Annotated in this window: 13 protein-coding genes and 1 pseudogene; 9 read left to right on the top strand and 5 right to left on the bottom strand. The window is 53.0% G+C overall.

Annotated features, from left to right (window positions below; genetic code table 11):
- From tuf to rpoC, 9 genes and pseudogenes are all read left to right on the top strand, one after another.
- A pseudogene (gene tuf / locus ACOTYN_RS22840) lies at positions 1-135 on the top strand (elongation factor Tu); the annotation flags it as partial.
- A 229-nt stretch (positions 136-364) separates the two neighbouring features.
- Positions 365-748 carry a preprotein translocase subunit SecE gene (gene secE / locus ACOTYN_RS22845; protein ID WP_013094999.1) on the top strand — a complete coding sequence of 128 codons (384 nt, stop codon included), beginning with the start codon at positions 365-367 and terminating at the stop codon, positions 746-748.
- Position 749: 1 nt separating this feature from the next.
- Positions 750-1,295 (top strand): transcription termination/antitermination protein NusG, encoded by a 546-nt coding sequence (nusG, locus tag ACOTYN_RS22850; RefSeq protein ID WP_003862341.1) that lies wholly within the window; start codon positions 750-752, stop codon positions 1,293-1,295.
- Between the two features lie 156 nt (positions 1,296-1,451).
- Complete coding sequence (gene rplK / locus ACOTYN_RS22855; RefSeq protein ID WP_008503452.1) at positions 1,452-1,880, top strand: 50S ribosomal protein L11; 429 nt, start codon at positions 1,452-1,454, stop codon at positions 1,878-1,880.
- 3 nt (positions 1,881-1,883) lie between these two features.
- A complete protein-coding gene (rplA, locus tag ACOTYN_RS22860) occupies positions 1,884-2,588 on the top strand; it encodes a 50S ribosomal protein L1 (protein WP_013095000.1) in 705 nt (234 codons plus the stop codon).
- Positions 2,589-2,879: 291 nt separating this feature from the next.
- Positions 2,880-3,377 (top strand): 50S ribosomal protein L10, encoded by a 498-nt coding sequence (rplJ, locus tag ACOTYN_RS22865; RefSeq protein ID WP_004097644.1) that lies wholly within the window; start codon positions 2,880-2,882, stop codon positions 3,375-3,377.
- 66 nt (positions 3,378-3,443) lie between these two features.
- Positions 3,444-3,812, top strand: coding sequence for a 50S ribosomal protein L7/L12 (gene rplL, locus ACOTYN_RS22870; RefSeq protein WP_014882064.1), 369 nt, complete (start codon positions 3,444-3,446; stop codon positions 3,810-3,812).
- A gap of 319 nt (positions 3,813-4,131) precedes the next feature.
- Positions 4,132-8,160 carry a DNA-directed RNA polymerase subunit beta gene (rpoB, locus tag ACOTYN_RS22875; protein WP_014882065.1) on the top strand — a complete coding sequence of 1,343 codons (4,029 nt, stop codon included), beginning with the start codon at positions 4,132-4,134 and terminating at the stop codon, positions 8,158-8,160.
- A gap of 76 nt (positions 8,161-8,236) precedes the next feature.
- Positions 8,237-12,460 (top strand): DNA-directed RNA polymerase subunit beta', encoded by a 4,224-nt coding sequence (gene rpoC, locus ACOTYN_RS22880; RefSeq protein ID WP_014882066.1) that lies wholly within the window; start codon positions 8,237-8,239, stop codon positions 12,458-12,460.
- Between the two features lie 58 nt (positions 12,461-12,518).
- Here the strand turns inward: rpoC and ACOTYN_RS22885 are convergent, their stop codons facing one another.
- The 5 genes from ACOTYN_RS22885 to thiG form a co-directional block, all read right to left on the bottom strand.
- Complete coding sequence (locus ACOTYN_RS22885; protein WP_008503455.1) at positions 12,519-12,836, bottom strand: PTS lactose/cellobiose transporter subunit IIA; 318 nt, start codon at positions 12,834-12,836, stop codon at positions 12,519-12,521.
- Between the two features lie 4 nt (positions 12,837-12,840).
- The gene (locus ACOTYN_RS22890) at positions 12,841-13,146 is read right to left on the bottom strand and encodes a PTS sugar transporter subunit IIB (RefSeq protein WP_014882067.1); all 306 of its coding nucleotides are present in this window, start codon (positions 13,144-13,146) and stop codon (positions 12,841-12,843) included.
- 146 nt (positions 13,147-13,292) lie between these two features.
- The gene (locus tag ACOTYN_RS22895) at positions 13,293-14,834 is read right to left on the bottom strand and encodes a sensor domain-containing diguanylate cyclase (protein WP_045135539.1); all 1,542 of its coding nucleotides are present in this window, start codon (positions 14,832-14,834) and stop codon (positions 13,293-13,295) included.
- Positions 14,835-15,172: 338 nt separating this feature from the next.
- On the bottom strand, positions 15,173-16,300 hold the full coding sequence (gene thiH / locus ACOTYN_RS22900) for a 2-iminoacetate synthase ThiH (RefSeq protein WP_332959166.1): 1,128 nt from the start codon (positions 16,298-16,300) through the stop codon (positions 15,173-15,175).
- A complete protein-coding gene (gene thiG, locus ACOTYN_RS22905; RefSeq protein ID WP_023331763.1) occupies positions 16,297-17,067 on the bottom strand; it encodes a thiazole synthase in 771 nt (256 codons plus the stop codon). Before thiG ends, thiH begins: the two co-directional genes overlap by 4 nt.
- Position 17,068: the final 1 nt, after the last annotated feature.

Below are 17,068 nucleotides of genomic sequence, written 5' to 3' on the forward strand. Positions count from 1 at the left end.
GTAATGCCAGGCGACAACATCAAGATGGTTGTGACTCTGATCCACCCAATCGCGATGGATGACGGTCTGCGTTTCGCAATCCGTGAAGGTGGCCGTACCGTTGGCGCGGGCGTGGTTGCTAAAGTTCTCGGCTAATTGCTGATAACATTTGACGCAATGCGCAATAAAAGGGCATCATTTGATGCCCTTTTTGCACGCTTTCAGATCAGAACCTGGCTCATCAGTGATTATTTTTGTCATAATCATTGCTGAGACAGGCTCTGCAGAGAGCGTATAATCCGAAAAGCGAATGAGCATTTCGATTTGGTTTGCCTCGCAATCGCGGGGTGAAAATGTTTGTAGAATACTTCTGACAGGTTGGTTTATGAGTGCGAATACCGAAGCTCAAGGGAGCGGGCGCGGCCTGGAAGCGATGAAATGGGTAGTAGTAGCCGTTCTGCTGATCGTAGCGATTGTCGGCAACTACCTTTATCGTGACATTATGCTGCCGCTACGCGCGCTTGCAGTGGTAATTCTGATTGCTGCAGCGGGTGGTGTCGCGCTGTTGACGACGAAAGGCAAAGCGACTGTCGCTTTTGCACGCGAAGCGCGTACCGAAGTCCGCAAGGTGATTTGGCCGACTCGCCAGGAAACATTGCACACCACGCTGATTGTAGCGGCGGTTACCGCTGTAATGTCACTGATCCTGTGGGGACTGGATGGTATTCTGGTTCGCCTGGTATCCTTTATCACTGGCCTGAGGTTCTGAGATGTCTGAAGCCCCTAAAAAGCGCTGGTACGTCGTTCAGGCGTTTTCCGGTTTTGAAGGCCGCGTAGCAACGTCGCTGCGTGAGCATATCAAATTACACAACATGGAAGAGTTATTTGGCGAAGTTATGGTTCCGACCGAAGAAGTGGTTGAGATCCGTGGCGGCCAGCGTCGCAAAAGCGAGCGCAAATTCTTCCCGGGTTACGTGCTGGTTCAGATGGTTATGAACGACGCGAGCTGGCACCTGGTGCGCAGCGTACCGCGCGTGATGGGCTTTATCGGCGGCACGTCTGACCGTCCGGCGCCAATCAGCGACAAAGAAGTTGATGCGATTATGAACCGCCTGCAGCAGGTGGGTGATAAGCCGCGTCCGAAAACGCTGTTTGAGCCGGGTGAAATGGTTCGTGTTAATGACGGTCCGTTTGCTGACTTTAATGGTGTGGTTGAAGAAGTGGACTACGAGAAGTCCCGCCTGAAAGTCTCCGTCTCTATCTTCGGTCGTGCGACCCCGGTAGAACTGGACTTTGCTCAGGTAGAGAAAGCCTAAGCAGCGATCAAAAAAGCGACGATTTAATCGTTGCACAAGGCGCGAGATTGGAATACAATTTCGCGCCTTTTGTTTTTATGGGTCTCGGCCCGTAAAACGAATTTTATTCACGGGGAGCCTCCCTGAGGCGCTATTACCCAATCAGAGGATTTTAGAATGGCTAAGAAAGTACAAGCCTACGTCAAGCTGCAGGTTGCAGCTGGTATGGCGAACCCAAGTCCACCAGTTGGTCCAGCTCTGGGTCAGCAGGGTGTGAACATCATGGAATTCTGTAAAGCGTTCAACGCCAAAACCGAATCCCTGGAAAAAGGTCTGCCAATCCCAGTTGTAATCACTGTTTACGCTGACCGTTCTTTCACTTTCGTTACCAAAACCCCTCCAGCAGCAGTTCTGCTGAAGAAAGCGGCGGGTATCAAGTCTGGTTCCGGTAAACCGAACAAAGACAAAGTGGGTAAAATTTCCCGCGCTCAGCTGCAGGAAATCGCGCAGACCAAAGCTGCCGACATGACTGGTGCCGACATTGAAGCGATGACTCGCTCCATCGAAGGTACTGCACGTTCCATGGGCCTGGTAGTGGAGGACTAAGAAATGGCTAAACTGACCAAGCGCATGTCCGTGATCCGTGACAAAGTTGATGCGACCAAACAGTACGACATCAACGAAGCTATCGCTCTGCTGAAAGAACTGGCTACTGCTAAGTTCGTTGAAAGCGTTGACGTTGCTGTTAACCTGGGCATCGATGCTCGTAAATCTGATCAGAACGTTCGTGGTGCAACTGTACTGCCACACGGTACTGGCCGTTCCGTTCGCGTAGCTGTATTTACTCAGGGTGCAAACGCAGAAGCTGCTAAAGCTGCTGGCGCTGAACTGGTAGGTATGGAAGATCTGGCTGACCAGATCAAGAAAGGCGAAATGAACTTCGACGTTGTTATCGCATCTCCAGATGCAATGCGCGTTGTTGGCCAGCTGGGCCAGGTTCTGGGTCCACGTGGCCTGATGCCAAACCCGAAAGTGGGTACTGTAACGCCTAACGTTGCTGAAGCGGTTAAGAACGCTAAAGCAGGTCAGGTTCGTTATCGTAACGACAAAAACGGCATCATCCACACCACCATCGGTAAAGTGGACTTTGACGCTGACAAACTGAAAGAAAACCTGGAAGCTCTGCTGGTTGCGCTGAAAAAAGCAAAACCAACTCAGGCGAAAGGCGTGTACATCAAGAAAGTTAGCATCTCCACCACCATGGGTGCAGGTGTTGCAGTTGACCAGGCTGGCCTGAGCGCTGCTGCAAACTAATGCCTTTACGTGGGCGGTGATTTTGTCTACAATCTTACCCCCACGTTTGCTAACAAAAGTTAGCGGCTAAAAGAATTGTTCGTTGGAGCCTGGCCTAATCCAGGCCTCCGTCGAAGACCGCAGGTGTTTCGCAAGAGACTTAATCCCCTGCGTAGACGGTGACAGAACGCTAAGATTATTTTTGGATATTCTGGCTTGTTTCTGCTCACCGTATTAAGACGCTCTTTCCGTTTGGGAGAGTGAAGTGAGTTCCGGAACATGAGTTCCGGCAAACATCCAGGAGCAAAGCTAATGGCTTTAAATCTTCAAGACAAACAAGCGATTGTTGCTGAAGTCAGCGAAGTAGCCAAAGGCGCGCTGTCTGCAGTAGTTGCGGATTCCCGTGGCGTTACTGTAGACAAAATGACTGAACTGCGTAAAGCAGGTCGTGAAGCTGGCGTATACATGCGTGTTGTTCGTAACACCCTGCTGCGTCGCGTAGTTGAAGGTACTCCTTTCGAGTGCCTGAAAGACACGTTTGTTGGTCCGACCCTGATTGCATACTCTATGGAACACCCGGGCGCTGCTGCTCGTCTGTTCAAAGAGTTCGCGAAAGCGAATGCAAAATTTGAGGTCAAAGCTGCAGCCTTTGAAGGTGAGTTGATCCCGGCATCGCAAATCGATCGCCTGGCAACCCTGCCGACCTACGAAGAAGCAATTGCACGCCTGATGGCAACCATGAAAGAAGCTTCGGCTGGCAAACTGGTTCGCACTCTGGCTGCTGTTCGCGATGCAAAAGAAGCTGCTTAATCGCAGTTATCTTTATAAAGCATTTGCTTACGTATAAACTTATTCTGATTTTCAGGAACAATTTAAATGTCTATCACTAAAGATCAAATCATTGAAGCAGTTGCCGCTATGTCCGTAATGGACGTTGTAGAACTGATTTCTGCAATGGAAGAAAAATTCGGTGTTTCTGCTGCTGCCGCTGTAGCTGTTGCTGCTGGCCCAGCTGCTGACGCTGCTGAAGAAAAAACTGAATTCGACGTAATTCTGAAAGCTGCAGGCGCTAACAAAGTTGCTGTTATCAAAGCAGTACGTGGCGCAACTGGCCTGGGTCTGAAAGAAGCTAAAGACCTGGTAGAATCTGCTCCAGCTGCGCTGAAAGAAGGCGTGAGCAAAGACGACGCAGAAGCACTGAAAAAATCTCTGGAAGAAGCTGGCGCTGAAGTTGAAGTTAAATAAGCCAACCCTTCTGGTTGCAGCCTAAGCAATTAGGCTGATGGCTGGTGACTTTTTAGTCACCAGCCTTTTTGCGCTGTAAGGCATCAGTAGCATTTCACACTGTTTGACTGCTGATTGTCCTGACAATGCATGTTTCTATCGACGACTTAATATATTGCGACAGGGTGCTCGCTCTGTGTAAATCGCGACGAAATGATTTAAGCGTGATAGCAACAGGTATTGCGGAAAGTATTCAATTTTCCGGTCCACAAAATGGTGTTGCACAAACTGTCCCTTCGTCGGACAGATGGGTCGACTTGTCAGCGAGCTGAGGAACCCTATGGTTTACTCCTATACCGAGAAAAAACGTATTCGTAAGGATTTTGGTAAACGTCCACAAGTTCTGGACATTCCATATCTCCTTTCTATCCAGCTTGACTCGTTCCAGAAGTTTATCGAGCAAGATCCTGAAGGGCAGTACGGTCTGGAAGCCGCCTTCCGTTCCGTGTTCCCGATTCAGAGCTACAGCGGTAACTCCGAGCTGCAGTACGTCAGCTACCGCCTTGGCGAACCGGTGTTTGACGTTCAGGAATGTCAGATCCGTGGCGTGACCTATTCCGCACCGCTGCGCGTAAAACTGCGTCTGGTGATCTACGAGCGCGAAGCGCCGGAAGGCACCGTAAAAGACATTAAAGAACAAGAAGTCTACATGGGTGAAATTCCACTCATGACAGACAACGGTACTTTCGTTATCAACGGTACTGAGCGTGTTATCGTTTCCCAGCTGCATCGTAGCCCGGGCGTCTTCTTCGACAGCGATAAAGGTAAAACACACTCTTCCGGTAAAGTACTGTATAACGCACGCATCATCCCTTACCGTGGTTCATGGCTGGACTTCGAGTTCGATCCAAAAGACAACCTGTTTGTCCGTATCGACCGTCGTCGTAAGCTGCCTGCAACCATCATTCTGCGTGCGCTGCAATATACCACTGAGCAGATCCTGGACCTGTTCTTTGAGAAAGTGATCTTTGAAATCCGCGACAACAAGCTGCAGATGGAGCTGGTGCCGGAACGTCTGCGTGGTGAGACCGCGTCGTTCGACATCGAAGCCGACGGCAAAGTGTATGTGGAAAAAGGTCGCCGTATCACCGCGCGCCACATCCGCCAGCTGGAAAAAGATGATATCAAACACATCGAAGTTCCGGTTGAGTACATTGCAGGAAAAGTAGCCGCGAAAGATTACGTTGATGAATCAACTGGCGAGCTGATCTGCCCGGCTAACATGGAGCTGAGCCTGGATCTGCTGGCTAAGCTGAGCCAGTCTGGCCACAAACGTATCGAAACGCTGTTCACCAACGACCTGGACCACGGTCCTTATATCTCTGAGACTATCCGCGTCGACCCAACGACCGATCGTCTGAGCGCGCTGGTTGAAATCTACCGCATGATGCGTCCTGGTGAGCCACCAACTCGCGAAGCGGCTGAAAGCCTGTTCGAGAACCTGTTCTTCTCCGAAGACCGCTACGATTTGTCCGCGGTAGGTCGTATGAAGTTCAACCGTTCTCTGCTGCGTGATGAGATCGAAGGTTCCGGTATCCTGAGCAAAGACGACATCATCGAAGTGATGAAGAAGCTCATCGATATCCGTAACGGTAAAGGCGAAGTGGACGATATCGACCACCTCGGCAACCGTCGTATCCGTTCCGTAGGCGAAATGGCGGAAAACCAGTTCCGCGTTGGCCTGGTACGTGTTGAGCGTGCGGTTAAAGAGCGTCTGTCTCTGGGCGATCTGGATACCCTGATGCCTCAGGATATGATCAACGCCAAGCCGATTTCTGCGGCAGTGAAAGAGTTCTTCGGTTCCAGCCAGCTGTCTCAGTTCATGGACCAGAACAACCCGCTGTCTGAGATTACGCACAAACGTCGTATCTCTGCACTCGGCCCAGGCGGTCTGACCCGTGAACGTGCAGGCTTCGAAGTTCGAGACGTACACCCGACGCACTATGGTCGCGTATGTCCAATCGAAACGCCTGAAGGTCCAAACATCGGTCTGATCAACTCCCTGTCCGTGTACGCACAGACAAACGAATACGGTTTCCTCGAAACGCCGTATCGTAAAGTGACCGACGGTGTTGTAACCGACGAAATTCATTACCTGTCTGCTATCGAAGAAGGCAACTACGTTATCGCTCAGGCGAACTCCAACCTGGATGACGAAGGCCACTTTGTAGAAGATCTGGTTACCTGCCGTAGCAAAGGCGAATCCAGCTTGTTCAGCCGCGACCAGGTTGACTACATGGACGTATCCACCCAGCAGGTGGTATCCGTCGGTGCGTCCCTGATCCCGTTCCTGGAACACGATGACGCCAACCGTGCATTGATGGGTGCGAACATGCAACGTCAGGCCGTTCCAACTCTGCGTGCTGATAAGCCGCTGGTTGGTACCGGTATGGAACGTGCTGTTGCCGTTGACTCCGGTGTTACTGCAGTTGCTAAGCGTGGCGGTACCGTTCAGTACGTTGACGCATCCCGTATCGTTATCAAAGTTAACGAAGACGAGATGTATCCGGGCGAAGCGGGTATCGACATCTACAACCTGACCAAATACACCCGTTCTAACCAGAACACCTGTATCAACCAGATGCCTTGTGTATCTCTGGGTGAGCCAGTTGAGCGCGGCGACGTGCTGGCAGACGGTCCGTCCACCGACCTCGGTGAACTGGCGCTCGGTCAGAACATGCGCGTAGCGTTCATGCCGTGGAACGGTTACAACTTCGAAGACTCCATCCTCGTCTCCGAGCGTGTGGTTCAGGAAGATCGTTTCACCACCATCCACATTCAGGAACTGGCATGTGTGTCCCGTGACACCAAGCTGGGGCCAGAAGAGATCACGGCCGATATCCCTAACGTGGGTGAAGCAGCGCTCTCCAAACTGGATGAATCCGGTATTGTTTACATCGGTGCGGAAGTGACCGGCGGTGACATTCTGGTTGGTAAGGTGACACCGAAAGGTGAAACCCAGCTGACGCCAGAAGAGAAACTGCTGCGTGCCATCTTCGGTGAGAAAGCGTCTGACGTTAAAGACTCTTCTCTGCGCGTACCAAACGGTGTTTCCGGTACGGTTATCGACGTTCAGGTCTTCACCCGTGATGGCGTTGAGAAAGATAAGCGTGCGCTGGAAATCGAAGAGATGCAGCTCAAGCAGGCCAAGAAAGACCTGTCTGAAGAACTGCAGATCCTTGAAGCAGGTCTGTTCAGCCGTATTTATGCGGTGCTGGTTGCCGGTGGCGTTGAAGCTGAGAAGCTCGACAAACTGCCACGCGATCGCTGGCTGGAACTGGGCCTGACCGACGAAGAGAAACAGAATCAGCTGGAACAGCTGGCTGAGCAGTATGACGAACTGAAACACGAGTTCGAGAAAAAACTCGAAGCGAAACGCCGCAAAATCACTCAGGGCGACGATCTGGCACCAGGCGTGCTGAAGATTGTTAAGGTGTATCTGGCTGTTAAACGTCAGATCCAGCCTGGTGATAAGATGGCAGGTCGTCACGGTAACAAGGGTGTTATCTCTAAGATCAACCCGATCGAAGATATGCCGCACGATGCTAACGGTACGCCGGTAGATATCGTACTGAACCCACTGGGCGTACCGTCTCGTATGAACATCGGTCAGATTCTGGAAACCCACCTGGGTATGGCTGCGAAAGGTATCGGCGACAAGATCAACGCCATGCTGAAACAGCAGCAGGAAGTCGCGAAACTGCGCGAATTCATCCAGCGTGCCTACGATCTGGGTACCGACGTTCGTCAGAAAGTCGACCTGAACACCTTCAGCGATGAAGAAGTGCTGCGTCTGGCAGAGAACCTGCGCAAAGGTATGCCAATTGCAACGCCGGTCTTCGACGGTGCAAAAGAAGCTGAAATTAAAGAGCTGCTGCAACTGGGTGGTCTGCCAACGTCTGGTCAGATTACGCTGTTTGACGGCCGTACCGGTGAACAGTTTGAGCGTCCGGTAACCGTAGGTTACATGTACATGCTGAAACTGAACCACCTGGTCGACGACAAAATGCACGCTCGTTCTACCGGTTCTTACAGCCTGGTTACTCAGCAGCCGCTGGGTGGTAAGGCACAGTTCGGTGGTCAGCGCTTCGGGGAGATGGAAGTGTGGGCGCTGGAAGCATACGGCGCGGCATACACCCTGCAGGAAATGCTCACCGTTAAGTCTGATGACGTGAACGGTCGTACCAAGATGTATAAAAACATCGTGGACGGCAACCATCAGATGGAACCGGGCATGCCAGAGTCCTTCAACGTACTGTTGAAAGAGATTCGTTCGCTGGGTATCAACATCGAACTGGAAGACGAGTAATTCTCGCTCAAACAGGTCACTGGTGCCGGGTTAACCCCCGGCACCGGATTGTGCTAACTCCGACGGGAGCAAATCCGTGAAAGATTTATTAAAGTTTCTGAAAGCGCAGACTAAAACCGAAGAGTTTGATGCGATCAAAATTGCTCTGGCTTCGCCAGACATGATCCGTTCATGGTCTTTCGGTGAAGTTAAAAAGCCGGAAACCATCAACTACCGTACGTTCAAGCCTGAGCGTGACGGCCTTTTCTGTGCGCGTATTTTCGGGCCAGTAAAAGACTACGAGTGCCTGTGCGGTAAGTACAAGCGCCTGAAACACCGTGGTGTGATCTGTGAGAAGTGTGGCGTTGAAGTGACCCAGACCAAAGTGCGTCGTGAGCGCATGGGCCACATCGAGCTGGCGTCTCCGACTGCGCACATCTGGTTCCTGAAATCTCTGCCGTCCCGTATCGGTCTGCTGCTGGATATGCCGCTGCGTGATATCGAACGCGTACTGTACTTCGAATCTTATGTGGTTATCGAAGGCGGTATGACGAACCTGGAACGTCACCAGATCCTGACTGAAGAGCAGTATCTGGACGCGCTGGAAGAGTTCGGTGACGAATTCGACGCGAAAATGGGTGCGGAAGCTATCCAGGCCCTGCTGAAGAGCATGGATCTGGAGCAAGAGTGCGAGCAGCTGCGTGAAGAGCTGAACGAAACCAACTCCGAAACCAAGCGTAAAAAGCTGACCAAGCGTATCAAACTGCTGGAAGCGTTCGTTCAGTCTGGTAACAAACCAGAGTGGATGATCCTGACCGTTCTGCCGGTTCTGCCGCCAGATCTGCGTCCGCTGGTTCCACTGGATGGTGGTCGTTTCGCGACGTCTGACCTGAACGATCTGTATCGTCGCGTCATTAACCGTAACAACCGTCTGAAACGTCTGCTGGATCTGGCTGCGCCGGACATCATCGTACGCAACGAAAAACGTATGCTGCAGGAAGCGGTAGATGCCCTGCTGGATAACGGTCGTCGCGGTCGTGCGATCACCGGTTCTAACAAGCGTCCTCTGAAATCTTTGGCCGATATGATCAAAGGTAAACAGGGTCGTTTCCGTCAGAACCTGCTCGGTAAGCGTGTTGACTACTCCGGTCGTTCTGTTATCACCGTAGGTCCATACCTGCGTCTGCATCAGTGCGGTCTGCCGAAGAAAATGGCACTGGAGCTGTTCAAACCATTCATCTACGGCAAACTGGAACTGCGTGGCCTGGCCACCACCATCAAAGCCGCGAAGAAAATGGTTGAGCGTGAAGAAGCTGTCGTTTGGGATATCCTGGACGAAGTGATCCGCGAACACCCGGTACTGCTGAACCGTGCACCAACCCTGCACCGTCTGGGTATCCAGGCATTTGAGCCAGTACTGATCGAAGGTAAAGCTATCCAGCTGCACCCGCTGGTTTGTGCGGCGTATAACGCCGACTTCGATGGTGACCAGATGGCTGTTCACGTACCGCTGACGCTGGAAGCCCAGCTGGAAGCGCGTGCGCTGATGATGTCTACCAACAACATCCTGTCCCCAGCGAACGGTGAGCCAATCATTGTTCCTTCTCAGGACGTTGTACTGGGTCTGTACTACATGACCCGTGACTGTGTTAACGCCAAAGGCGAAGGCATGGTGCTGACTGGCCCTAAAGAAGCTGAGCGTATTTATCGCGCTGGCCTGGCCTCTCTGCATGCGCGCGTTAAAGTGCGTATCACTGAATACGAAAAAGATGCAAACGGCGAATTCGTTGCGCACACCAGCCTGAAAGACACGACCGTTGGCCGTGCCATTCTGTGGATGATCGTACCGAAAGGTCTGCCTTTCTCCATCGTCAACCAGGCGCTGGGTAAGAAAGCGATCTCCAAAATGCTGAACACCTGTTACCGCATTCTGGGTCTGAAGCCGACCGTTATCTTCGCTGACCAGACAATGTACACCGGCTTTGCTTATGCAGCGCGTTCAGGTGCATCTGTTGGTATCGATGACATGGTCATCCCAGAGAAGAAACACGAGATCATCTCTGAAGCGGAAGCTGAAGTTGCTGAGATCCAGGAGCAGTTCCAGTCTGGTCTGGTAACCGCGGGCGAACGCTATAACAAAGTTATCGATATCTGGGCTGCGGCGAACGATCGTGTATCCAAGGCGATGATGGATAACCTGCAGACCGAAACCGTGATTAACCGTGACGGCGTAGAAGAGCAGCAGGTTTCCTTCAACAGCATTTACATGATGGCCGACTCCGGTGCGCGTGGTTCTGCAGCACAGATTCGTCAGCTGGCAGGTATGCGTGGTCTGATGGCGAAGCCAGATGGCTCCATCATCGAAACGCCAATCACCGCGAACTTCCGTGAAGGTCTGAACGTACTCCAGTACTTCATCTCCACGCACGGTGCGCGTAAAGGTCTGGCGGATACCGCACTGAAAACAGCGAACTCCGGTTATCTGACGCGTCGTCTGGTTGACGTTGCACAGGATCTGGTCGTAACTGAAGACGATTGTGGCACCCTCGAAGGTATCACCATGACCCCGGTTATCGAGGGTGGTGATGTTAAAGAGCCACTGCGCGATCGCGTACTGGGTCGTGTAACCGCGGAAGACATTCTGAAGCCGGGTACCGCAGACATTCTGGTTCCACGCAACACGCTGCTGCACGAACAGTGGTGTGACCTGCTGGAAGCGAACTCTGTTGACTCCGTGAAAGTGCGTTCCGTTGTATCCTGTGACACCGACTTTGGTGTTTGTGCGCACTGCTATGGTCGTGACCTGGCGCGTGGCCACATCATCAACAAAGGTGAAGCTATCGGCGTTATCGCGGCACAGTCCATCGGTGAGCCAGGTACACAGCTGACGATGCGTACGTTCCACATCGGTGGTGCGGCATCTCGTGCGGCTGCTGAATCCAGCATTCAGGTGAAAAACAAAGGTAGCATCAAGCTCAGCAATGCGAAGTCGGTTGTTAACTCCGCAGGCAAGCTGGTTGTGACCTCTCGTAACACCGAGCTGAAGCTGATCGACGAATTCGGTCGTACCAAAGAGAGCTATAAAGTACCTTACGGTGCGGTTATGGCGAAAGGTGATGGCGAGCAGGTTGCCGGCGGTGAAACCGTTGCAAACTGGGATCCACACACCATGCCGGTTATCACCGAAGTAAGTGGTTTCATCCGCTTTACTGACATGATCGACGGCCAGACTATTACTCGTCAGACCGACGAGCTGACCGGTCTGTCTTCTCTGGTGGTTCTGGATTCTGCTGAACGTACTACCGGTGGTAAAGATCTGCGTCCTGCACTGAAAATCGTTGATGCTCAGGGTAATGACGTTCTGATCCCGGGTACCGATATGCCTGCGCAGTACTTCCTGCCGGGTAAAGCGATTGTACAGCTGGAAGATGGCGTACAGATCAGCTCTGGTGACACCCTGGCGCGTATTCCTCAGGAATCCGGCGGTACCAAGGACATCACCGGTGGTCTGCCACGCGTTGCGGACCTGTTCGAAGCACGTCGTCCGAAAGAGCCGGCAATCCTGGCTGAGATCAGCGGTATCATTTCCTTCGGTAAAGAGACCAAAGGTAAGCGCCGTCTGGTTATCACTCCAGTAGATGGCAGCGAGCCGTACGAAGAGATGATTCCTAAGTGGCGTCAGCTCAACGTGTTCGAAGGTGAACGTGTAGAACGTGGTGACGTTGTTTCCGACGGTCCAGAAGCGCCGCACGACATCCTGCGTCTGCGTGGTGTACATGCTGTTACCCGTTACATTGTTAACGAAGTACAGGACGTATACCGCCTGCAGGGCGTTAAGATTAACGATAAACACATCGAAGTTATCGTTCGTCAGATGCTGCGTAAAGCAACCATCGAAAACGCAGGCAGCTCTGAGTTCCTCGAAGGCGAGCAGGTTGAATACTCACGCGTCAAGATCGCTAACCGCGACCTGGAAGCGAATGGCAAAATCGGTGCGACTTACGCGCGCGATCTGCTGGGTATCACCAAAGCGTCTCTGGCAACCGAGTCCTTCATCTCTGCAGCATCGTTCCAGGAAACGACTCGTGTCCTGACCGAAGCGGCTGTTGCAGGTAAACGTGATGAACTGCGCGGTCTGAAAGAGAACGTTATCGTGGGTCGTCTGATCCCAGCGGGTACCGGTTATGCATACCATCAGGATCGTATGCGTCGTCGTGCTGCGGGCGAACTGCCAGCTGCACCGCAGGTGACTGCTGAAGATGCATCCGCGAGCCTGGCAGAACTGCTGAACGCAGGTCTGGGCGGTTCCGACAACGAGTAATCGTTGATGCCGTAAATAAAAAACCCGCCTCGGCGGGTTTTTTTACATCTGCATTTTTTCAATTCACTAACGGGATCCGTCGATAAAGCTCAATCATGTCGCCTGCCAGATCCTGAATCACCATGGCGTTCATCAGGTGGTCCTGAGAGTGAACGGTTATCAGGTTGACCGGGAGCTTGCCGGTTCCTTCGTCAAGACCGATAAGCTGTGTCTGGATCGTATGCGCATGCTTCACATATTCGCGAGACTCTTCCATTGCTTTTTCGGCTTCGTCGAACTCACCTTTGCGGGCCATTTGTAATGCCGTAAGCGCGGCACTTCGCGCCGCCCCGGCGTTGACCAGCAGTTCCATGATCGTTGTCTCTAAATCTTCCATGAGGTCACTCCAGCAGTTTGAGGGCTTTTTCCAGTACGGCATCGCCTTTCATCATGCCGTAGTCCATCATGTCGATCACCGCGACTTTTTTGCCCAGTGGGTCAGCCTGTGCCTGCAGTTTTGCCTGCTCGTATTTAACCTGTGGCCCCAGCAATACGATGTCGGCCGTCGCGATGTTGTCTTTAAACTCCGCAACCGGAACGGCTTTAATGGTGACTTCAACCCCTTTTTTCTGCGCGGCATCTTTCATACGTTGAACCAGCATGCTGGTTGACATTCCCGCTGCACAGCATAAAACGATGTTCTTCATAATTAGCCTCGATCTACATGTGTTTATTGATAATTATCCCGTGCAGACCGCTTCAACAACCGCTTTACCGCGATTGTGTGTCAGGCATCACAAAGAAAACGGCATTTTCCTGAAACCGGTTACAATTCTGACGGGAGGAGAGAAAATTAGCCGACGGTTGTTCGAACAATGCGGTTTTTTCCCTGCTGTTTAGCGCTATAAAGCGCGTTATCGACACTTCCCACCAGTTGTTCCAGCGGTTCGAAGTGCCATTCCCCCAGACCCGCACTGAACGTAACGTGCAGGTTTTCTTCCCGCCAGACGCGCCTTTCAACGGCGGTGCGCCAGGCGTCAAGCAATGAGAATGCGGCAGCGATCTGCTCGGCCTGGAAGATCACCGCGAACTCTTCTCCACCGTAGCGATAGACCGAGATGTTGTGTGGCTGCATTATCTGGATCCCTTCGCGCGCCACATTACGCAGGACAATGTCACCACTCAGATGTCCCCATGTGTCGTTGATTGATTTGAAGTTATCGATATCAATCAGCGCCAGTGCGAAAGGCTGGTGGGCGGTCAGCAGTTCATCCACATCATTGTCAAACGCGCGGCGGTTTTTGCAGCCGGTCAACGCATCGTGAGTCGCCTGGCGAACATACGCCATCTCCCGCTCTTTATTGGACTGAATCGTGTGGCTCAGCATCGCTTCCAGACGCGGTGCCTGGCTGACATCGCCCGTTTTGATCGCATTGATAATGGTCATTAATACGGTACGCGAGGCATGACGCAGATAAAGACCGAAGAGAATGATGATGATGGCTGCCAGCGCAAAGCCCCAGCCAACGATAGTGGTTTCGTGGCGGGTGATATCGGTAAGCGTTGCGCCAGATACCCGATAGATAACAAACCAGTCCGGGTTCGTGAAAGAGTAGTAGTAATACCAGGCATTGGTTTTCCGGTCGTAAAGATGGCCTTCGCCGCTGGTCATTTTGTCCATCAGCGCTTCGCTCACGTACTTTTTGAACAGGGCGCCTGTATCTGGGTGCAGCACGACGGTCCCGTCGCGTTCGACGACGAAGAATTCCCCTTGTACGGGGGCCACCATTTGTCGAAGGGTATACCCCATCGACGTCAAATCAAGATGAAAAGCGAGGGTTCCCTTGAGTCTGCCTTCTGTTGAAATCAATGGCTTATAAAGCGTAACTGTCGGATGCCCGGTAAAGTAGTCCGTATAATGGTGGGTATAATGGCTGAAAATACTGGCTTCTGCGTGCGCGACAAACCACGGGCGCGTCCGCGGATCGACGTTTTTACTCTTTTCCGTGGGAGGCGCTTCTGGTGCGTGTAAATAATGTCCCTCTGTATCGGCCAGCGAGATGGATGACACGGTCGGCATCAGGTTTTGCAAATGCATCAACATCTGCAGCCCTTGCGTCGGGTTGACGTTGAGCGTCTCATTCAGTATCTCGCTGCGGGCAAAGTACATCGCAGAGCGACCAAGGATATAGTCGTTTTCACGCAGGATTGATTCGGTATAGTTAACCGCCAGGTTATGCGTGAAGTTACTGTTAATCTTGTGATAATCCTCAAGGAAATCCTTTCTTTGCGAAAGAGAGACCACGACCGCGATCAGCGCAAAACTGCACAGGATCCCCGCGAAGCTGAGCATGATTGGCCGGGTAAAAGAGAGCTTTTTGCTGTGAAGTGCCATGAGTTGTACATCGATCCTGATGGTGAATACTTTTTGTCTGCCGATATCCTCTCAGCATAGTCGCTGTCCTGCGGTTCGCGGTGAATTATACGGAACACGATTTTCGGCAAGATGATTTATCTTAAGAATCACTAAGAAATTCCTTATCCATGTTTTTGCCGCCCCATTTATGCAAGAAATCGGAGGCAGGGCGAAACGAGGAAGAAGCTTTTCGCCCTGGCCAGCATCCCTTGCTGACCGGATGACAATAAAAAACCGGACAATCGCTGACAATCGTCCGGTTTTAGCTTTCCGTAGCGTCTCGAAACTTTTTTACCGTATTGCAGCGTGTTTCAACGTTATTGCGAGGCTCTTCCCAGCCAGCTGTCCCAGTCTTTCCAGACCGGCTGCAGGCCCTGTGCCGTCAGGGCGGCGGCGACTGCCTCCGGACGTCGCCCGTCATGCGGTGCAAACTGTTCCAGCTCCGGGTGATCGTCGGCGTAACCGCCCGGCTGTGTTTTGGAAAACGCGCTAACGTTGTTAATTGCCAGCGGGATCACGCGATCGCGAAACGCCGGGGACTCACGCGTTGAAAGCGATAATTCAACCTCCGGAGCGAGCAGGCGAAACGCGCAGATAGTTTGCACCAGCTGGCGCTCATCCATCAGCGATGCCGGTTCTATTCCGCCTGCGCAGGGTCGCAGGCGGGGGAAAGAGATAGAATACCGGCTCTGCCAGTAGTGCTGCTGGAGCCACAGCAAATGCTCTGCCACCATGTAGCAATCGACCCGCCAGCTGTCGGAGAGCCCAATCAGCGCCCCGAGACCGATTTTATCGATCCCGGCGCGGCCCAGCCTGTCCGGTGTCTCCAGCCGGAAGAAGAAATCCTGTTTCTTGCCCTTCAGGTGGTGCCGGGCGTACGTTGCCTCGTGGTAGGTTTCCTGATAAACCATGACCCCATCCAGCCCGAGCGATTTTAACTCCGCGTACTCGTCCTGCGACAGGGGCTGTACCTCCATCTGCAACGACGCAAACTCGCGACGTATCGTCGGAAGGTGCTGACGGAAATAGTCCATTCCCACTTTTCCCTGATGCTCGCCCGTGACCAGCAGAAGATGTTCGAACCCCATTTCACGAATGGCGGCGCACTCACGTGCGATCTCATCTTCATCAAGGGTTTTCCGCTTGATGCGGTTGCTCATGGAGAAACCGCAATAGGTGCAGTCATTGGCGCACAGGTTCGAGAGATAAAGTGGAACGTAGAAGCTTACCGTGTTGCCAAAACGCTGGCGGGTAAGGCGCTGAGCGCGCTGCGCCATCGGTTCAAGGTACGCGCTGGCCGCCGGAGAGAGCAGGGCCATCAGGTCCTCACGGGTCAGATGACGGGCATTCAGGGCACGCTCCACGTCAGCCGCCGTTTTGCTGTTGATACGCAGGGCGATATCGTCCCAGTTGAGCTGACGCCAGCGTTCGGTAAACGTGCTCATGAGAGAGCCTCCAGAAAACCGGTCAGCGGGCTGGTGGCCTGCGCCTGAAAACTGCGCGAGCCAGGGCCGGATCCTCTTGCCAGCAAGCCGGCCTCTACGGCCATGCGGAACGCGCGCGCCATCATGACCGGATCGTCAGCCACCGCAATCGCCGTATTGACCAGTACCGCGTCGGCCCCCATCTCCAGCGCCTGCGCGGCATGGCTTGGTACGCCAATCCCCGCATCGACCACCACCGGCACGGTGGCTTGTTCAATGATGATCTCCAGCATCGCGCGAGTTTCGAGACCCTGATTAGAGCCAATTGGCGCACCCAGCGGCATCACGGCGGCACAGCCGACCTCTTCCAGACGCTTACACAGCACAGGGTCCGCCCCGCAGTAAGGCAGGACGGTAAACCCTTGCTGCACAAGCTTTTCTGCTGCTTTCAGCGTTTCAATCGGGTCCGGCAGCAGCCAGCGGGCATCCGGATGAATTTCCAGCTTCAGCCAGTGGGTACCGAGCGCTTCACGTGCCAGCTGTGCGGCGAAAATTGCTTCTTCCGCCGTTTTTGCACCGGAGGTGTTGGGCAAGAGCGTAACGCCTGCCTCCAGCAAAGGCGCAAGAATGGCATCGTTGTGCTGGCGCAGATCCACGCGTTTCATCGCCAGCGTCACCAGCTGGCTGCCACTTTCACGGATGGCCTCTACCATCAGCTGTGGAGAGGCGAACTTTCCGGTTCCGGTAAACAGATGTGAATCAAAGATTTTATCGGCAATATGTAGCATC

It is taken from the genome of Enterobacter cloacae complex sp. IR5458, from assembly GCF_049238025.1.
GTDB classification, from domain to species: Bacteria; Pseudomonadota; Gammaproteobacteria; order Enterobacterales; family Enterobacteriaceae; genus Enterobacter; species Enterobacter kobei.